Here is an 18325-nt window from a genome sequence, read left to right as displayed (position 1 = left end):
CGAGGCTCCCGCCGCGGACGGACGCGCGAGGACCGCACGCCCGACGGCCGACCGCGCGGCGGCCGCGCCGGAGGCGGCCCACCGTTCGGACGGCTGACCACGAGCGGACGACTGACCACGAGCGGATGACCGGCCACGAGCGGATGACCGACCACGAGCGGATCGCCGTGCTCGCCCACGATCGGTTCCCCGACGACGCGCGCGGGGCGATCGAACTCGTTCGGTACGGGCGCCCGGAGGTCGTCGCCGTGATCGACACGGCCAGGCGGTCCCCGGTCACCTCCCAGCTCGTCCGGTCGCTCCCGCGGATTCCGATCGTGCGGCGGTTCGACGACGTCGGCGAGCCGGTCGACGCGCTGTACGTCGGCATCGATCTCGCCCGAGACGGCCGGATCGCCGACCTGTCGGAGCCGGTGCGACGGGACGTGCGCGCCGCGCTCGCAGCCGGGTGCGACGTGGTCGTCTCGCGGCCGGGATTCCCCGTCGGCGACCCCGCGTTCGAGCGGGCGACGGCCGCCGGCGGCGGGCGGGTCGTCGACGTCGGCGCCCCGCCGCCGGACCGGTCGGGAGACGCGGGCCGCGACGCCGGGGTCGACGCGGAGGTCCTGCTCACCGTCGGGACCGACCGGTACGTCGGGACCTCCTCGACCGCGTTCGAGCTCGTGGACGCGGCCCGGGAGCGCGGTGTCGACGCGGCCCTCGTGCCGACGAGCCACGTCGGTGCCCTGCTCGACGGGCGGGGGGCGTCGATCGACCGTCTCCCAATCGGGCGGGTCCACGACGTGGTCGACGGGCTGGTCCGCGAGCGGGGCGAGCGCCGCGACCTGCTCGTGGTCGAGGGGCAAGGGGCCATCTGTCACCCCGGGTCGTCCGGGCAGATCTGCGGGCTCCTCCACGGCGCGAGACCGGACGGGCTCGTCCTCTGCCACTCGGCCGGCCGCGAACTCATGCACGGGTACGACGTCGACATCCCGTCGGTCGCGACACACGTCGACCTGTACGAGCGCGTCGCCGCGCCGGTGGCGGAGACGGCGGTCCTCGCGGGGGCGCTCAACACGATGAACGTCGCGACGCCCCCGGCGGCGCGCGAGGCGGTCGCCGACTTCGCCGAGCGCCTCGGCGCGCCGGCGACCGACCCCCTCCGGTTCGACGCGGACGCGCTCCTCGACGCTGTCGGTCTCGGTTGAGAGGGACGCGGTAGCCGAAAAAAGCCGACGCACGACCGCGACGCGGTCGCGTTCAGTCGTCGGCCGGAGCCGCGGAGTCGCCGGCGGAGACGCCGGTTCCGGGGCCGACGTCGATGCCGAGTTCCTCGAGCTTCTCGTCGGGGACGACGCCGTCGACCCAGCCGCGGGTCTCGTAGTACTCCGCCTTCATCTCGTCGAGCTCGCAGAGCTCGCCCTCGCTCCCTCCCTGTCCGGGGACGGCGTCCGGGTGGCCCTCGACGAAGCGCCCGGGGAGGTCGTCGTCCTCGGCGTCGAAGCCGGCGAGGTTGTTGAAGTAGCGTTCGAGGTTGTACACCCGCTCGCCCGCCTCGAACAGCTCGTCCTCGGTGACCTCGCGGCCGGTCATGCCGCTGTACTGGAGGACGTACTCCTCGATCCCCTCGGCGAAGGCGTTGAACTTGCAGATGTCGAACGAGTCGGAGATCGCGTGCAGGTCCTGGAAGGTGGCGGTGAGCTCGCCTTTCCCCTCCCACTCGTACGGGTCGACCTTCTCCGGAATGCCGAGGATCTCGGCGGCCGGCGTGTAGGCCCGGAGGTGACAGGCGCCGCGGTTGGAGGTCGCGTACGCGATCCCCATCCCCTTCATGCAGCGCGGGTCGTACGCCGGGATCGACTGCCCCTTGACGGCCAGCGAGTTGTCGTGGGCGTCCTTCTCGTCGGCGACGCGGTCAGCCCCCTCCGCGAGGAGGTCGCCGAGGTCCGAGGAGCGGTGGCCGATCTCACCGATGAGGTCGATCATGCGCTCGGCGTCGCCCCAGTCGATGGTCTCGACGTCGTCGAGCTTGCCCTCTTCGCTCATCTCCATCGCCATCGCCATCATGTTGCCGACCTCGATCGTGTCGACGCCCACCTGGTTGCAGCGCTGGATCATCAGCGCGACCTCGTCGCGGTGGGTGTGTCCCGAGTTCGGGCCGAGCGCGAACGCGGACTCGTACTCGAACGACTCCATGTGGACGTTCATGTCCTCGCCCTTGTGGTTGAGCTGGACCTCGACCTCCTTCTTGCAGGCGACCGGGCAGGAGTGACAGGTCGGGTCGTTGACGAGGATGTTCTCCTCCACGTTCTCGCCGGAGACGCGCTCGGCGTCGAGATCGGTCCCCTCCGCGTCGCTGTACGCCTCGGTCGAGGTGTACTTCGCGTTCTTCGTGGGGAGGCCGTCCATCTCCTCGGTCGCGTTCATCAGGACGTTCGTCCCGTACACGGAGAGTCCGCCCTCGTTGGGCGCGGTGACCTCCGACTCCTGAATGACGCCCATCGCCTGCTGATACCCCTCTTGGAACGTCTCGGGGTCGGCGGGTTTCGGCATGTCGGTGCCGCTCTTCACGACGACGGCCTTCACGTTCTTCGCCCCCATGACGGCGCCGGTGCCGCCGCGGCCGGACGCCCGGTCGTCCTCGTTCATCACGCAGGCGTAGCGGACGCCGTTCTCGCCGCCCGGTCCGATCGCCATCACGGAGAGGTTCTTGCCGACGGCGCCGTCGACCTCCTCGCCGATCGCGTCGATCGCGTCGTCCGTCTCCTTCCCCCAGAGGTGGGAGGCGTCGCGTACCTCGACCTCGCCGTCCTCGACGAACAGGTAGACGGGGTCGTCGCTCTCGCCGTCGAGGAGGATCCCGTCGAGCCCCGCCCACTTGAGCCGCGCGCCGGACCAGCCGCCGTGGTGCGAGTCGGTGACCGTCCCCGTCAGCGGGGATTTCGTCACGAGCGCGATCCGACCGCTCATCACGGTCTGGGTCCCGGTGAGCGGCCCAGTCATGAACGCCAGTCGGTTCTCCGGCCCCAGCGGGTCGACGTCCGGCCCGGCCTCGAAGAGATACTTCACTCCGAGCCCGCGCGCGCCGATGTACTTCTCCGCGTCCTCCTCGTCGATGCCCTCGTAGCTGACGTCGCCGTCGCCGAGGTCGACCTGTGCCACTCGGTCTCTGTAGCCGCCCATTTCAGTCATGGGAGTGTCCAACGTGATTGTTTGCGCTTCTGTGTGTTAATTATTGTCATCGCTACCCCCCATAAGGGAGGGGTTCGGCGCGTCTGACGGGCGCCTGAAGGGAGACGGGAGGACGACAGAGGGCCGACCGGAGCGCCCGCCCGGCGTGCTCGGCCGGCGTGCCCGACCGCCGTGCCCGACCGCACGCGCCGCGCGCGTCGCGATCGGTCACACGCCCTACGTTTATCACGGTTGACGGGTATCTCGGGGTATGAGCGATCAGAGCGTCGCCGACCGACTCCGCCGGCCGGAGTACACGGGCGAGAACCGGTGTCTGCCGTGCACGGCGTTGAACGTCGCGCTCGCCGTCGTCGCCGCCGTCGCGGTCGGCGCCGGCGGTCTCGTAGCGGGGGCGTCTCGCGTCGCCGCGGTCGGCGCCGGCGGCGTCGTGTTCGCCGTCGCGCTGGCCGCGATCGCGCTGCGCGGCTACCTGATCCCCGGGACGCCGGCGATCACGCGCCGGTACTTCCCCGACCGGGTCCTCGACGCGTTCGGTAAGGGGGAGGCCGACCGTCCGGTCCTCGAGTCGGTCGACGACGAGGCGGTCGTGGCGACGCTGTCGCGGGCGGGCGTGCTGACCGAGGACGGCGACGCCCTCGGTCTCACCGACGAGTTTCGGGCGGCCGTCGGCGACGGGGTCGACTCGGGGAACCCGGACGCGGAGGGCGTTCGCGCGGCGCTGCGTGCGGACGAGGTCGACGCGCTCGGACCGACGTCGTTCGAGGTCGACGGCGAGGGGATCGAGCGCTGGGTCTCGACGGAGGCGGTCGCCGTGGACGTGGCGCTCGCCGCCGAGCTCGACGACCGGCTCGACGGCTGGGCGGACCTCAACCGCGGCGACCGGCGCGACGTGTTGACGGGCCTCCGACTGCGCGTCGAGCGCTGTCCCGCGTGCGACTCCCGGGCGGAGACGACGGTCGAGCGACTCGACCACTGCTGCCGTCGCCCCCACGTCGCCGTTCAGTCGGCCTGCCGGGAGTGCGACGCCCTGCTCGGGGACCGCGTGGTGCCAGCGTCGGCCGCGGACACGTGGATCGAGCGCGTGGACGGCGCCGAGCCGCCGCGAGCTTCGACGCGGTGAGCTGTCGCATCGCGGCCCACCACTCCCCGGCGCCGACCGCGTTCGTCGACGAGGTCGCGCGTGTCCTCGAACCGGGCGTGACCCTCGCCTTCGAGGACAACGTCTCCCCCGCGGACGACGACCTCGACGCCTTCCTCAACGACGTGGAGCGGCTCCGCGACCCGACGCACGTCCGGTCACACGCCGTCGCCGACTGTATCGAGTGGCTCGAGGGCGCCGGGTTCACCGTCGAGACCGCGAGCGTCGCGAGCAAGCGCATCGCGTTCGGCGAGTGGGTCGCGAACGTCGACGCGTCGGCCGAGCGCCGCGAGCGGATCGCCGCCGCGTTCGAGGCGCCGCCCGGCGCCGCGGAGCGGTTCGAGTTCGCCCGCGAGGGCGGGCGGATCGAGTCGTTCGCCAATCTCAAATTGCTCGTCAAAGCGACCCGGTGACTCGCGCGGCGAGACCCGAGCGTCCTCAGTCGACGTCGGCCGGCTCGTCGATCTCGGCGGGGTCGTCGACCGTCGACCCCTCGGCCGGGTGGAAACACGCCGCCGAGTGGTCGGCGTCGGTCCAGGCGTCGAGTTCGGGCTCCGACTCCCGGCAGCGCTCGGTCGCCTTCGGACAGCGGGGGGCGAACCGACACCCCCCCGGCGACCCCTCCGGATCGGCGGGCTCGCCACGGAGGGTGACCCGGTCGCGGCCCCCGCGCGGGTCCGTCTCCGGGACGGCCGCGAGCAACGCCTCCGTGTACGGGTGTCGCGGGTCGCTCACGACCCGCTCCGTCGGCCCGGTCTCCACGAATCGACCGAGGTACATGATCGAGAGCCGGTCGGCGATCCGCGTGAGGCTCGCGAGGTCGTGCGAGATGTACAGCACGCCGATCCCCTCGGTGTTGGCCAGCGAGCGGAGGAGGTTGAGCACCTCCGCCTGGAGCGAGACGTCGAGCATCGACGCCGGCTCGTCGCAGATGAGGAACTCGGGGTCGATGACGAGCGCCCGGGCGATGGCGACCCGCTGGCGCTGGCCGCCCGAGAGCTCGTTCGGGTACTTGTCCAGGTAGCGCTCGGCGGGGGCCATCCCGACCCGTTCGAGCGTCTCCCGGACTGCCGCGTCGCGCTCGTCGAGCCGGTAGCCGTGGATCGTGAGCGGCTCTTTCACCAGCGTCTCGACCGTCAGCCGCGGGTTCAGCGACTCGTAGGGGTTCTGGAAGACGATCTGGAGCTTCTGTCTGAACGACCGGAGGTTCCCGTCCCGGTAGTGCTCGTGCGACTGGCCGTCGAAGGTGAACCCGCCGTCGGTCGGCTCCTCGAGCAGCGCGAGCGTCTGTCCGAGCGTGGACTTCCCGCAGCCGGACTCGCCGACGACGCCCCGTATCTCGCCCCGCGAGACCGACAGGGAGACCCCGTCGACGGCGCGGATGTGCGAGCCGCCGCCGAACACCTCTCGGAGGAGCTCGCCGCGGCGCGCGTACCAGCGACTGAGGCTGTTCGTGAACCCGGTCACCGTCGGCGAGACGCCGTCGACGGGGAGCCGGCCGAAGAGCGACTCCGAGCTCTCGTACCACTTGCGTAAGCCGTCGACTTCGAGGACGACGTCGTCGGCGTCGGGACGCGACCCCTCCGCGGCACCGCCCCACGTCGTCGCTGAGTCGGCCTCTCGGCGCATCTGAGCCGCTCGCTCCGCGTTGTGACACGCGACGCGCTGGTCGCGGTACGGGAGGTCCCGGAGGTCGGGCGTCGTCGTCGCGCACTCCTCGGTCGCGAACGGGCACCGGGGCTCGAAGACGCAGCCCGTCGGCTTCTCGTCCAGTTGCGGCGGTGTCCCCGGGACCGAAACCAGCCCGTCGGCGTCGCCGTCCAGCGCGGGGAAGGCGTTCTTCAGCCCCATCGTGTAGGGGTTCGCCGGGTTGAGGAGGAGGTTCTCGACGCGGCCCTGCTCCATCACCGTCCCGCCGTACAGCACCGACATCTCGTCGCAGGTCTCCGCGATGACGCTCAGGTCGTGGGTGATCAACAGCAGAGAGCTGTCGGTCTCCGCTTGGATCTGGAGGATGTTGTCGATGATCCGGTCTTGGACGATCACGTCCAAGCCGGTCGTGGGCTCGTCCGCGACGACGAGCTTCGGCTCCAGCGCGAGCGCCATCGCGATGACGACACGCTGGCGCATCCCGTCAGAGAACTGGTGCGGGTAGTCGCCGACGCGGTCGGGGTCGAGTCCGACCGTCTCGAACAGCTCGTGCGCGCGACGCCGAGCCCGCCGCTCGGAGACCTCCCGATGCGTCTGGATCGCCTGCCGGATCTGCGCGCCGACCGACATCACCGGGTCGAGGGCGTCGATCGCCGTCTGGGGGATGAACGCGATCTCCTCCCAGAGGAGGTCCTGCCGCTCCGACGGCGCCAGCGACCGCAGATCCCGTCCCTCGAATTCGATCTCGCCGGACTCGATCTCCGCGTGGTCGGGGAGCAGACCGAGGATGGCCTTCGCGGTGGTCGACTTCCCGGACGCCGACTCGCCGGACAGCGCGTAGTTGACCCCGTCGTCGATGGCGAACGACACGCCGTTCACGCTGTGGAGCGGTCCGTCCCGCGCGTCGTATCGTACCGTCAGGTCGTCGACGGAGAGGAGCGTCACGCGGACATCACCCCGTTCAGTGCGACCGCGGGCGCGCTCGGACGACCGCCGCCGCGCGCCGGATCCGGCCCCCGCTGCGTACCCCGAACCATCACGAATGATAGTAGGATTCAGTACCGTTATGAACGCTTGGGTCGAACCGGCCTTCGTGTTCAGATAAGCTGATTCCATGCGAAAGCGAACGATCTGAGCCACTCGTCAGCAGTTTCTGCTTCAGCGTTGCTGAAACAGTTTGAAAATCTGTCAGTTCTGCGTTTTACCTCACGAAAGACACGTTCGACGCTATTCCGATTTCCATGTCGTTCGTCTCTGAAATCGAGGCCATGTTTTTCACCTGCTCGGTGAAGTGGAACCGCTCCATCAACGCGAAAGATCGCGTTATCTACATCGAATTTTTGCGAAGCTCCGCGAAGAACTGATCTGCGATCGCGTTTGTTCGTGTCGATTCAAGCTTTGGGTGGAGCAAATCGTTTGAATCGGGATCGACAGCAGCGTACAGCCAGTATTGTTCATCGTCAAGCTGAATCACAGTTTCGTCAACTGCAACGTGATTCGGGTTTCGACCAGATTCCGGCTGTGAGTCGGCCTTGTGAACCCAGTTATGAACGGTGGATCGAACCATTTCAACGCCGAATATATCAAGAAACGAAACAGTATTCGAAAGCGATAGTCCAGCAAGGTGGAGCTGAATACTGAGCTTCATCAACAGCCGCGGTGTTGCTTCTCGCTCCACAAACTCTAAGTTGATCTCGTCTAAACAGCCGCTGAGGCGGTCGTTTTCGGGCATAGATCACTTTTCAAACGCACCGCTTCACTTTTCAATCCGTATCTGAACACCGTCGAACCGGCCGCCACGATGGCCGTCGAGCGAGCGACGTTCGCGCGTCCGAGCGAGGGAGAGAGACCGACGGCTCTCGGCCGGCCGTGCGGCGGTCGGCCGTGGGGCGGTCGGGATGAAGGTCGGATCCGGCGGTCGAGGGTGGTGACGAGGCGTGGACCGATCGGCGCTCGGCCGGCTGGGCCGGTTCGACGCGGTCGTTCTCACGTCGACGCTGTGGTTCCTCGGGAAGTTCGTCCGGTTCGCGTTCCCGCCGCTCTTCGAGCGGATCGGCGGCGTGTACGGCGTCTCGACGGCGATCTCGGTCGCCCTCTGGCGGGTCGAGTAGGGGACGCGGCCGAGCGGACCGTCGCCGATCCGGGCCGCCTCCGTGATAAAACGCGATGTGTATTGCGCGCGTTCGGGCACAGGTACAGGCGGCTCCCCGCGGAACCGGCGCGTATGCCACGAGACGACGCTCCGACCGCGCCGTCGACAGCCGAGGCGACGCCCACAGCCCCGGAGCTGGACCCGCTCTTCGATCCCGAGTCGGTGGCGGTCGTGGGCGCCAGCCCCGACTCGTTTTACTCGGGGAACCTCGTGAACAACCTCCTCGAATACGGGTACGAGGGCGCGCTCTACCCGGTCAACCCGAACCGGGAGGAAGTCTGGGGCCGCCGGTGTTACGACCGCGTCTCCGGGGTGCCCGAGACCGTCGATCTGGCGGTGGTGAGCGTCCCGCGAGAGCACGTCGTGGACGTCGTCGCCGCGGCCGGCGAACGAGGGGTTCCGGTCGCGCTCGTGCTCTCCGCCGGGTTCTCGGAGGCCGACGAGGAGGGGGCGGAGCTCGAAGCGCGGCTGGCCGAGGTCGCCGCCGACCTCGGGATCCGCGTCGTCGGACCGAACTGCATCGGCGTGATGGCCGCCCGCGGGGCGACGCTCACGTCGACGTGTTCGCGCGCCCCCGAGCCGGGCCGCATCGCCCTCGTCAGCCAGTCCGGCGCGCTGGCGTTCACTACGTTCTTCGAGCGGGCGGCCGACCGGGACCGCCACTTCAGCCACATCGTCTCGACGGGCAACGAGGCCGACCTGACGCTGACGGACTACGTGGCGTACCTCTCGACGCAGGAGACCGTCGACGTGGTGTGCGCCTACGTCGAGGGGGTCGACGAGCCGGAGCGGTTCATGCGGGTCACCGAACGCGCCGTCCGGAACGGGACGCCGGTGCTGACGGTGAAGGTCGGGCGGTCGGAGCTCGCGGAGGCGGCGACGCTGTCGCACACGGGATCGCTCACCGGGAGCGACGACGCCTGGGACGCCGCCTTCGACCAGACGGGCGTACAGCGGGTCCCGGACGTCCCGGACCTGCTCTCGCGAGCGAGCGCGCACGCCGCGTACGGGACGCCGGACGGCGACCGCGTCTGCGTCGCCTCGACCAGCGGGGGTCTCGCGAGCCTGCTCGCGGACATGGCGGCCGAACGCGACCTGTCGCTGCCCGACGTCGACGGCGAGACCGAGGCGACGCTGCTCGGGATCGAGGAGCTCCTGACGTACGGCGGCTTCAACAACCCGGCCGACATCAGGGGGTACGGCGCGGCGGTGCTCCCCGAGATCGCCGACGCGGTGCTGGCCGACGACGCCTTCGACGCCTACGTGTTCACGATCGGGCTGTCGGGCGTCGACGGGCGCGCGGAGACGATCGCCGCGGACCTCGAGGCGATCGTCGACGACGCCGACGACCCGGTGTACGTCCTCTGGACCGGACGGAAGACGCCAGACGATCCGACGGAGACGCCGCCGTACGCTCGCCTGCGGGCGTCCGTGCCGGTGTACGAGGACCCGGGACGCTGTCTGGACGCGGTCGCCTCGACGGTCGAGTACGCCGCCGACCGCGCTCGGGTGAGCGAGCGGCCGTCTCGGGAAGCCCTCGCGAGCGCGCTCGACGTGCCCGGCGGTGTCGACGCGCACGGCGGCGCCGGCGCCCCCGACTCGGAGCTCCCGCGGGGACGCGTGTTGACGTGGGCGGAGGCCGAGCCCCTGCTCGACGCGTACGACGTCCCGGTCGTCGAGACGCGGGTGGCGACCGACGTCGAGGAAGCCGTCGCGGCCGCCCGCGACGTCGGCTTCCCGGTCGTCTGTAAGGTCGACTCGCCGGCGCTCCCCCACCGGAGCGACGCCGGGGCCGTCGCGCTCGGGCTCGACTCGCCCGCGGCGGTCCGGGAGGCGTACGCGGACGTGACGGACGCCGCGCTGGCGCGCGTCGACGCGGACGACGTCGCCGGCGTGCTCGTCCAGCCGATGGTGGGGGACGGCGTCGAGGCCATCCTCGGCGTCGGGTCCGGCGACGTGTTCGGATCGGTGGTCACCGTCGGTCCGGGCGGGGTCCTCGTGGAGGCGCTCGACGAGACCGCGACCCTCGTCCCGCCGTTCTCCCGGGGCGACGCGCGCCGCGCCGTCGAGGCCACGGCGCTCGCGGACCTGCTGACCGATCGCCGCGGGAGCGAGCCGCTCGACGTCGACGCGTTCGTCGACCTGGTCGCGAACGTCGGGGACCTCGCGGCCGCGGTCGACGCGGTCGCCGAGCTCGACCTCAACCCGGTCGTCGTCACGGCCGACGGCCCGGTGGCCGTCGACGCGCTGGTCCGGACGGGACCGACGGGCTAGAGCGTCGGCCCGTCCTCGACGACCTCGCCGACCTCCTCCTCGCGGGCCGCGGCGTAGCGCTCCAACAGCTCGGTCTCGACGTCCTCCACCGGGAAGTAGCAGGCGGCCTCGTGGCCGTCGTCCGCGAACGCCGACCGCTCCGGCTCCTCGCCGCGACACGTCTCTTCGGCCTTCGGACACCGCGGGGCGAAGTTACACCCGCCGGGGAGGTCGACCGGGTTCGGCGGTTCCCCCGGCAACAGCACCCGCCGCCTGTCGACGGCGGGATCGGTCTTCGGCGAGGCCGCCAGCAGCGACGCCGTGTAGGGGTGTTTCGGCGCCGTGACGACGTCCTCCGTGGCCCCGACCTCGGCGATCCGACCGAGGTACATCACGGCCAGCCGGTCGGCGATCTGCGTGAGGCTCGCGAGGTCGTGCGAGATGTAGACGATGCCGATGTCGCGCTCGTCGGCCTTCTCCCTGAGGATGTTGAGGATGTTGGCCTTCAGCGAGACGTCGAGCATCGACGCCGGCTCGTCGCAGATGAGCAGCGTCGGGTCGAGGACGAGCGCCTGCGCGATCGCGACGCGCTGCCGCTCCCCGCCGGACAGCTGGGTCGGGAGCTGGTCGAGGTACTTCTCGGCCGGGCGGAGCCCGACGTCCTCGACGGTCCGCCTGACGCGGCGGTCGATCGTCTCGGCGTCGTGGCCCTGGATCTTCAGGGGCTCAGACACCGCGGCGCGAACCCGCTGGCGGGGATTCAGCGAGTCGAACGGGTCTTGGAAGATGAACTGCACCCGCGAGCGGAACTCCTTGGTGTCCTCGCCGAGGAGCTCGTCGACGGGCGTCCCCTCGATCAGGATCTCGCCGCCGGTGCGGTCCTGGAGCGCGGCGATCACCTCCGCCAGCGTCGACTTCCCGCAGCCGGACTCGCCGGCGACACCGACGATCTCTCCCTCGCGGACGGAGAGGTCGACGCCGTTGACGGCCTTGACGTAGTCGGGGTCGACCCCGCGCAGGTCGTCGAGGATGCCCTGTGGCTGTCGGAACCACTTCTCGAGGTCCCGCGTCTCGAGGATGGCGTTGCCGACGCCCGCCGTCCGGTCGCCCTCGTCGCGGACGTCGATCCCCCACGTGGCGGGGTCGGCGGCCTCCGCCCGCATCTCGTCCGCCCGGTCGGTGTAGTGGCAGGCGGAGAGCCGTCCGTCGACCTCGACCAGCGCCGGGTGACTCCCCTCGCACTCCTCGGTGGCGAACGGACACCGGTTGCGGAACACGCACTCGGTCGGCTCGCGGGTGAGGTCCGGGAGCGAGCCGGGGATGGAGATGGCCTGCTCGTCGAACTGGTCGACCTCCGGGAAGGCGTTCTTCAGCCCGATCGTGTACGGGTTGGTCGGCGCCCCGAAGATCCGGTCCGTGTCGCCCTGCTCCATCACCTTCCCGCCGTACAGCACCGACGTCTCGTCGCAGGTCTCGGCGACGACGCCGACGTCGTGGGTGATCAGGAGCAGGGAGCTGCCGATCTCCTCTTGGATCTCGATGAGCTTATCGACGATCTTGTCCTGGACGATGACGTCCAGCCCGGTGGTCGGCTCGTCGGCGATGAGGAGGTCGGGGTCCAGCGCGAGCGCCATCGCGATGGTGACGCGCTGGCGCATCCCGCCGGAGAACTGGTGCGGGTAGTTCCCGGTCCGGTCGGGGTCGAGCCCGACCATCTCGAACACCTCGGCGACGCGCTCGTTCGCCGTCGCCTTCGAGACGTCCCGGTGTTTGCGGATCGCCTGTCGGATCTGCGCGCCGACGGTCATCACCGGGTCCAGCGAGTCCATCGCGCTCTGCGGGATGTAGGCGATGTCCTCCCAGCGGACCGACTGCCACTCCCGCTCTGAGAGGTCGAGCAGGTCCCGCCCGTCGAACCGGACGCTCCCTCGGCGGACCTCGCCGTTGTCGTCGAGCAGCCCGAGGACGGACTTCGCGAGCGTCGACTTCCCGCAGCCGGACTCGCCGACGAGCCCGTAGTTGTCCCCCTCGTCGATCGAGAAGGAGACGCCGTTGACCGCGTGGACGTCGTCGCCGGGCATCCGATACGCGATCTTCACGTCGTCGACTTCGAGTAGACTCATTCTTGCTCCGTCTGTAGGTCGGGGTTGACTATCTCCTCGAACGCCCGCCCGACCAGGAAGACGCCCGTCGTGACCGCGCCGATGCCGATCGCCGGCGGCAACACCCACCACCACGCGGTGCGGATCGCGCCCGACCGGAACACCTGCTGGAGCATCCGGCCCCAGGAGGTCGTCGTCGGGTCGCCGAAGCCGAGGAACGCGAGCGACGCCCCGGCGACGATCGACCAGCCGACGGCGTAGGCGGTGTAGAGGAACCCGATTCCGAGGACGTTCGGCGCCACGTGGAGGAACATCGTCCGCGCGTGGCCGGCGCCCCTGGCGCGTGCCGACTTGACGAACGTCCGCTCCTTGACCGTCATCACCTCCGAGCGGATGACCCGCGCCGGCATCTTCCACAGGAAGACGACGAGCACGGCGGTGATGAGCCAGACGCTCGGCGTCACGAACGAGAGGATCACCAGCGCCATCGGCAGGAACGGGAGCGCGAACGTGAGGTCGGTGAGCCGCATCAGGAACTCGTCGACTCGGCCGCCGAAGTAGCCGCTCGTGAGCCCGACGAGGAAGCCGAGAACGCCCGTCCCGACGCCGCCGAACAGGCCGACGATCAGCGTCGGCCGCGCGCCGGCGAGGAACTGGCTCAACACGTCCTTCCCGAACGACGTCGTGCCGAACAGGGCCTTCCCGCCGGGCGCCTGGAGCCGCATCATCGACCCGCCCTGCCGGAGCGTGTCCTCGATCGGGTGATACGGGGCCAGGTACGGACCGAAGACGCCCAGGAACCCGAACGCGACGATGACCGCGAAGCCGGCCTTCGCCGCGTTGTCCCGCAGCACGTATCGCAGCGTGCGCCACGCGCGTTCGAGTTCGGACCGGATCCGTTCCCTCGCCGTCTCGGTGTCGAAGCCGTATCCCGACATCAGACGTCACCCGTTTCGACCGTCGGGTCCAGTTTCGCGTACGCCAGGTCGGCGGTGAGGTTCATCACGATGACCGCGAGCGCCATGATGAACACCGCCGCCTGGACGGTCGGGTAGTCCTGATTGAGGATCGCCTGGACGAGCGCGCGACCGATCCCCGGCCACGCGAACACCACCTCCAGCGTGATCACGCCCTGGAACAGCATCCCCGTCCGAAGCGCGAAGTAGGTGACGAGCGGGAGCAGCGAGTTCCGGCCCGCGCGGCCCAGCTGCTCCATCTCCGAGAGCCCCTTCGCGCGGTGGAGCATGAGGAACTCCGACCCCTTCCGCTCGACGACCGAGTTGCGCGCGAGCATCAGGAAGTCGCCGCTGTAGAACAGCACCGTCGCGGTGAACGGAAGGATGTAGTGCCGCAGGAAGTCCACGGAGGCGTACGTCGCGACGTATCCCTGCGGATTGGCCAGCGGGCTTCGCATCCCGAACGCGGGCAGCCAGCCCAGCCCGTACGAGAAGATGATGAGCAGGAAGATACCGGTCACGAAGATCGGCGTGGCGCGGAAGACGGTGGTCGCGACGATGCTCGACTGCTCGAACCACGACCCCCGGTTCCAGCCGGCGTACATCCCGGCGAGGGAACTGAGAATCGCCGTCACGACGAGCGCGGGCAACAGGAGCACCAGCGTGTTGACGAGCGCGGGAACGATGATCTCGCCGACCGGTCGCTGCTGGGTGAGCGAGATCCCGAACTCGAAGGTGAACAAGTTCTCGACGTACCTGAGGTACTGGACGTATATCGGGTCGTCGAGCCCGTACATCGCCCGTACCTGCTCGACCTCCTCCGGCGTCAACGACCCCGAGGCGACGAGCGCGCTGAACGGGTCGGCGGGTAGCAGACGGAGCGTGGCGAAGATGATGCTGACGGCGATCAGCGTCAGCAACGCTGCGATGACCGTCCGCTTTATCAGAAATCGTCGAAAGCTCATGTGAGTCCCCCCCGGTTACGAGAAGTCGGGCTGGTCGAGGTCGGCGCGGGACGCGTGCCCGTTCTCGACGCGCTCGGCGAAGGCGTCCCATGCGTCGCCCTCGGGCCAGACGAGGGTGCCTTCGCCGTCGTAGGTGTATCCGGCCTCCCGAAGCATCGTGCGAGCGGCCTCGACGTCGTACTCGTACGGCTCGGTCTCTCCGTGGAACGGGGTCAGGAGCGGGGTGATCAGGTTCTGCCCGTCGATCGCCTCGCCGCGGCCGCCGAGGGTGTTCTCGACGAATCCCTCCTTGTCGAAGGCGTGGCTCAGCGCGACGCGGAACGTCTTGTCCCGGAAGAGCGGAACGAGGTGGCTGAGGTGGACGTCCGTTGGGACGTAGTTCCGCGAGGTCTGTTTCTCGACGCCGCTCGCGCTCGCCGCGCGGTCGGCCTGCTGGTTCGAGACGGTCGTGCCGATGGCGTCGATGTCGCCGGACTGCATCGCGCCGATGAGCGTGGAGACGTTCCCGACGTTGGCGTGGACCATCTCGTCGATCCCGTCGCCGGGAACGAAGTACTCCCCGAGCAGCTCCTCGCGGACGTCGTCGTCCCACATCCAATTGTTCTCGTGTTTCTCTAAGCGGAGCTCCGCCCCCTGCTCCCAGTTGACGAACGAGAACGGGCCGGTTCCGACCGGGGTATCGGGGTTGTGCTCGCTGGGGCTGTCGACGTCCGACCAGCGGTGCTCCGGGATGATGGCGCTGCGGACGACCCGCTGGGTGAGGAACGCGGCGTCCGGCTCGATGAGGGTGAACCTGACGCGGCCGCCGCCGGTCTCCGAGAGCACTTCGACGGAGTCTATCGTCCGGGTGAACGCGGCCTGCTGGGGCGCGCTGTTCTCCTGGTAGTACTCGACGCTGAACTTGACGTCGCTCGGGCCGAACGATTCGCCGTCGTGCCACTCGACGCCCTCTCTGAGGTCCATCTCGATCGTCGTGTCGTCGACGACGTCGGCGTTCGTCGCCAGCGCGGGGACGATCTCGAGCTGCGGGGAGGCGTCGAAGAGCCCGTCGTAGACGTTCAGGAGTCGTTTCTCCTCCTGGCCACCGCTGGAGAACGGGAGGTTCGTCCCCTGCATGCCGGATGTGACGCCCTTCACCCAGGTCGTCGAGTCGCCCTGCGGCTGGAGGTTGACCTGCGTCCAGATGAACGAGTCCCGCGTGGTTCCGTTGCCGGGCGTCGGGACGTATCCCTCCCAGTCGGCGGTGTCGGCCACCGTGATGACCTCCGGGAAGTTCGCCGCGATGACGTAGGCGTCCTCGCTGAGCAGGCGCTGGACCTCGTGGCAGATCTCGGCGCGGGCCTGCATGTCGCCGATCGTCGACGCCTGTTCGTCGAGGAGCTCGGTGACCTCGTCGTTCTTGTAGTTGTAGTAGTTCCCGCCCGTCTCAGGGTGCGCCCGCATCAGGAACGGGTTCGGGTCGAGCCCGCGCTGCGGGTCCGGTCCGTGGAGGTTCATCGTTATCGGCACCGGATGGCCCACGTCGGCCCGCCAGAACTCGCCGTAGCGGGTGCTCGGCTGGACGTTGATCAGGTTGACGCCGACGCCGATGTCGTTCAACGACTGCTGGACGAGGAGCGCGAACTCCCGCATCCACGGGGTCTCGGCCTGCGCGAAGTGCGTGTCCACCGCCGGGACGGCCTGCCCCTCGACGGCGGTGTACTCGAACTGGATCGCCTCGTCGTTGACGTCGGACCCCTTCGTGTCGACCGGCCACTCCTCCCAGAACCGCGTCTCGATCGACTGGGCCTCGCCGCCGTCCGTGCCGTCGCCGCCGTCGCCGTCCATGTCGTCGCCGTCGGTTCCGTTCCCGCTGTCGCCGCCGTCGCCGCCGTCGTCTCCGCCGAGACCGCCGCAACCGGCCACCCCCGCCATCCCCGTCGCGCCCGCGATCTGGATGAACCGTCGCCGTGATTTCGTGCCCGTCTCGATCTCGAATGTGGTATCTTGTGACATCCCGGTCACACGTATCGCCGTCGATTGGTTGTACCTACTCCCGATACCGGCCAATAATCATCATTCTTTATGAGGGATATCGGCGGCGAGACCGAGCGGGGCGCTCCAGTCGGCCGTTCCGACCGGGAGCGCTCAGCTCTCGACGCGGGACCCCTCGCGAGTGCTCCACCGAGACCGGCGCGTGGGCCCTCGGCGGGCCGCGGGCGGCGATCCGCTCTGCTTCGGGGTGGAGAGCGAGAAGGGAAAGGGACCGCGCGTTCATTCGCCGGGGGCGCCGTCGGAGGAGGAGTCGCCGGCGGCCGAGAAGACGAGGTCGAAGAGCCGCTTCTCGGCGAGTCGCAGTCGTTCGCTGAGCGTCGACTGAGCGATGTCGAGCTCGGAGGCGATGTCGTCCGCCGACACACGTCGCGGAACGTCGAAGTACCCCATCCGATGGGCGGTCCGCAGCACGGTCACCTGCTCGGGCGAGAGTTCGTTACGCAGCGCTCGTCCGAGCTGTCCGCTTCCGAGCGGTTCACCCGTCGTCTCGACCTGGTTCACGCTCAAGAGCTCGAACCGACCGAACCGGTCCTGAATCCTGTCCGCGAGCGCTCGGAACGACTCCCACTCGTTGACGGTGACCACCCCTCGGAAGTAGCCGTTTCGGAGCTCCAGCCGGTTCGGGATGGCGTTCGCGCGTAGGATGACGCCGAGCAGGAACGGATACGGTTCGTGAGCGACGACCGTCAACCGATATGTCGGCTCGTTCGAGTCGCCCACCACCTGCTCGTGGTGGAACAGTTCGACGCGAGAGAGGTCCGTCAACACCGATTCGGGGTCGAACGGCGACTCGGACGTGACGAGTAGCGACTCGATCCAGTCGCCGTCGTCCGCGTAGAACGCGTTCTCGAACGTGATCGAACGCGCCGCTGGAACCCGGTCGGTTATCTCGCCGACGACCCCCGACAGCGACGTCTGGAACTCGATACGAAGGATGCTGATCACCTCACCGCCTACCGGTTAATAGCTACGTAACATATTTAATCTTTTACTTGTCATGCACTGCGGACGCGCCGCCGGAAACGTCTCTGCGGTTTCGACGGCCCCCTCTCCGCGGTTTCGACGGCCTCCTCTCTGCGGTTTCGACGGCCTCGTCTCCAAAGCGGTCTGCGTTCGGTATGGCCGGGGGGCTCACGAGTCGACGGCGGAGCGCTCACGACCGGACCGCCCCGGCCTCGTGTTCAGATAAGCTGATTCCATGCGAAGCTGAACGATCTGAGCCACTTGTTAGCAGTTTCTGCTTTGGTGTTGCTGAAACAGTTTGAGAGACTGGTAGTTCTGCGTTTTATCTCACGGAAGACACGTTCGACGCTGTTCCGATTTCCACGTCGTTCGTCTCTGAAATCGAGGCCATGTTTTTCACATGCTCGGTGAAGTGGAACCGCACCATCAACGAGAAATATCGCGTCATCCACGTCGTGTTTTTCGCGAAGCTCCGCGAAAAACTGATCTGCGATCACGTTTGTTCTTGTCGGCTCAAGCCTTGTGTGGAGTAAATCGTTTGAGTCGGGATCGACGGCGGCGTACAGCCAATACTGTTTATCCTCAAGCTGAATCACGGTTTCATCGACCGCAACGTGATTCGGGCTTCGACCAGCCTCCGGCTGTAGATCGGCCTTGTGAACCCAGTTATGAACGGTGGATCGAACCCGATCAACACCGAATACCTCAAGAAGCGAAACAGTATTCGAAAGCGATAATCAAGCAAGGTGGCGCTGAATACTAAGCTTCATCAACAACTTCGGTGTTGCCTCTCGCTCCACAAACTCTAAGTTGATCTCGTCTAAACAGCCGCTGAGACGGTCGTTTTCGGGCAGAGATCACTTTGAAAACGCCCCGTCTCACCTTTCAATCCGTCTCTGAACACCGTCCGCCCCGGAAGCAACACGATTTATATCAAACGG

11 protein-coding genes and 3 pseudogenes are annotated in these 18325 nt (G+C 68.4%); 5 read left to right on the top strand and 9 right to left on the bottom strand.

Annotated features, from left to right (window positions below):
* Window positions 1-125 precede the first annotated feature (125 nt).
* Window positions 126-1187, top strand: a complete 1062-nt coding sequence (locus tag DJ74_RS16995) for a DUF1611 domain-containing protein (RefSeq protein ID WP_094528017.1) — start codon at window positions 126-128, stop codon at window positions 1185-1187.
* Window positions 1188-1239: 52 nt separating this feature from the next.
* Here DJ74_RS16995 and DJ74_RS16990 read toward each other — a convergent pair whose 3' ends face one another.
* Window positions 1240-3171, bottom strand: a complete 1932-nt coding sequence (locus DJ74_RS16990; RefSeq protein ID WP_094523212.1) for an aldehyde ferredoxin oxidoreductase family protein — start codon at window positions 3169-3171, stop codon at window positions 1240-1242.
* Between the two features lie 250 nt (window positions 3172-3421).
* On the opposite strand from DJ74_RS16990, the gene DJ74_RS19765 reads away from it, so the two are divergent.
* Both DJ74_RS19765 and DJ74_RS19760 read left to right on the top strand, forming a co-directional pair.
* Window positions 3422-4291: a hypothetical protein gene (locus tag DJ74_RS19765; RefSeq protein WP_094528016.1), complete on the top strand. Its 870-nt coding sequence runs from the start codon at window positions 3422-3424 to the stop codon at window positions 4289-4291.
* A complete protein-coding gene (locus DJ74_RS19760) occupies window positions 4288-4722 on the top strand; it encodes a hypothetical protein (protein WP_176451372.1) in 435 nt (144 codons plus the stop codon). Before DJ74_RS19765 ends, DJ74_RS19760 begins: the two co-directional genes overlap by 4 nt.
* 25 nt (window positions 4723-4747) lie before the next feature.
* Here DJ74_RS19760 and DJ74_RS16975 read toward each other — a convergent pair whose 3' ends face one another.
* A complete protein-coding gene (locus DJ74_RS16975) occupies window positions 4748-6904 on the bottom strand; it encodes an ABC transporter ATP-binding protein (protein WP_094528015.1) in 2157 nt (718 codons plus the stop codon).
* A 152-nt stretch (window positions 6905-7056) separates the two neighbouring features.
* Window positions 7057-7691 (bottom strand): annotated as a pseudogene (locus tag DJ74_RS16970) (IS6 family transposase).
* 205 nt (window positions 7692-7896) lie between these two features.
* On the opposite strand from DJ74_RS16970, the pseudogene DJ74_RS19345 reads away from it, so the two are divergent.
* Window positions 7897-8040, top strand: a pseudogene (locus DJ74_RS19345) (MFS transporter); the annotation flags it as partial.
* A gap of 143 nt (window positions 8041-8183) precedes the next feature.
* Window positions 8184-10385 carry an acetate--CoA ligase family protein gene (locus DJ74_RS16965; RefSeq protein WP_094528014.1) on the top strand — a complete coding sequence of 734 codons (2202 nt, stop codon included), beginning with the start codon at window positions 8184-8186 and terminating at the stop codon, window positions 10383-10385.
* Here the strand turns inward: DJ74_RS16965 and DJ74_RS16960 are convergent.
* From DJ74_RS16960 to DJ74_RS16935, 6 genes and pseudogenes are all read right to left on the bottom strand, one after another.
* Window positions 10382-12487: an ABC transporter ATP-binding protein gene (locus DJ74_RS16960; RefSeq protein ID WP_094528013.1), complete on the bottom strand. Its 2106-nt coding sequence runs from the start codon at window positions 12485-12487 to the stop codon at window positions 10382-10384. The genes DJ74_RS16965 and DJ74_RS16960 overlap by 4 nt on opposite strands.
* Complete coding sequence (locus DJ74_RS16955) at window positions 12484-13404, bottom strand: ABC transporter permease (RefSeq protein WP_094528012.1); 921 nt, start codon at window positions 13402-13404, stop codon at window positions 12484-12486. Before DJ74_RS16955 ends, DJ74_RS16960 begins: the two co-directional genes overlap by 4 nt.
* A complete protein-coding gene (locus DJ74_RS16950) occupies window positions 13404-14387 on the bottom strand; it encodes an ABC transporter permease (protein WP_094528011.1) in 984 nt (327 codons plus the stop codon). Before DJ74_RS16950 ends, DJ74_RS16955 begins: the two co-directional genes overlap by 1 nt.
* Before the next feature lie 15 nt (window positions 14388-14402).
* On the bottom strand, window positions 14403-16382 hold the full coding sequence (locus tag DJ74_RS16945; RefSeq protein ID WP_094528010.1) for an ABC transporter substrate-binding protein: 1980 nt from the start codon (window positions 16380-16382) through the stop codon (window positions 14403-14405).
* 258 nt (window positions 16383-16640) lie between these two features.
* Window positions 16641-17366, bottom strand: a complete 726-nt coding sequence (locus tag DJ74_RS16940) for a helix-turn-helix domain-containing protein (RefSeq protein WP_254921575.1) — start codon at window positions 17364-17366, stop codon at window positions 16641-16643.
* A 236-nt stretch (window positions 17367-17602) separates the two neighbouring features.
* Window positions 17603-18238: pseudogene (locus DJ74_RS16935) on the bottom strand (IS6 family transposase).
* Window positions 18239-18325: the final 87 nt, after the last annotated feature.

The sequence above is a fragment of the Halorubrum sp. Ea8 genome (assembly GCF_002252925.1).
Classification (GTDB): Archaea; Halobacteriota; Halobacteria; order Halobacteriales; family Haloferacaceae; genus Halorubrum.
This window is presented reverse-complemented; position numbering and strand designations above follow the sequence as displayed.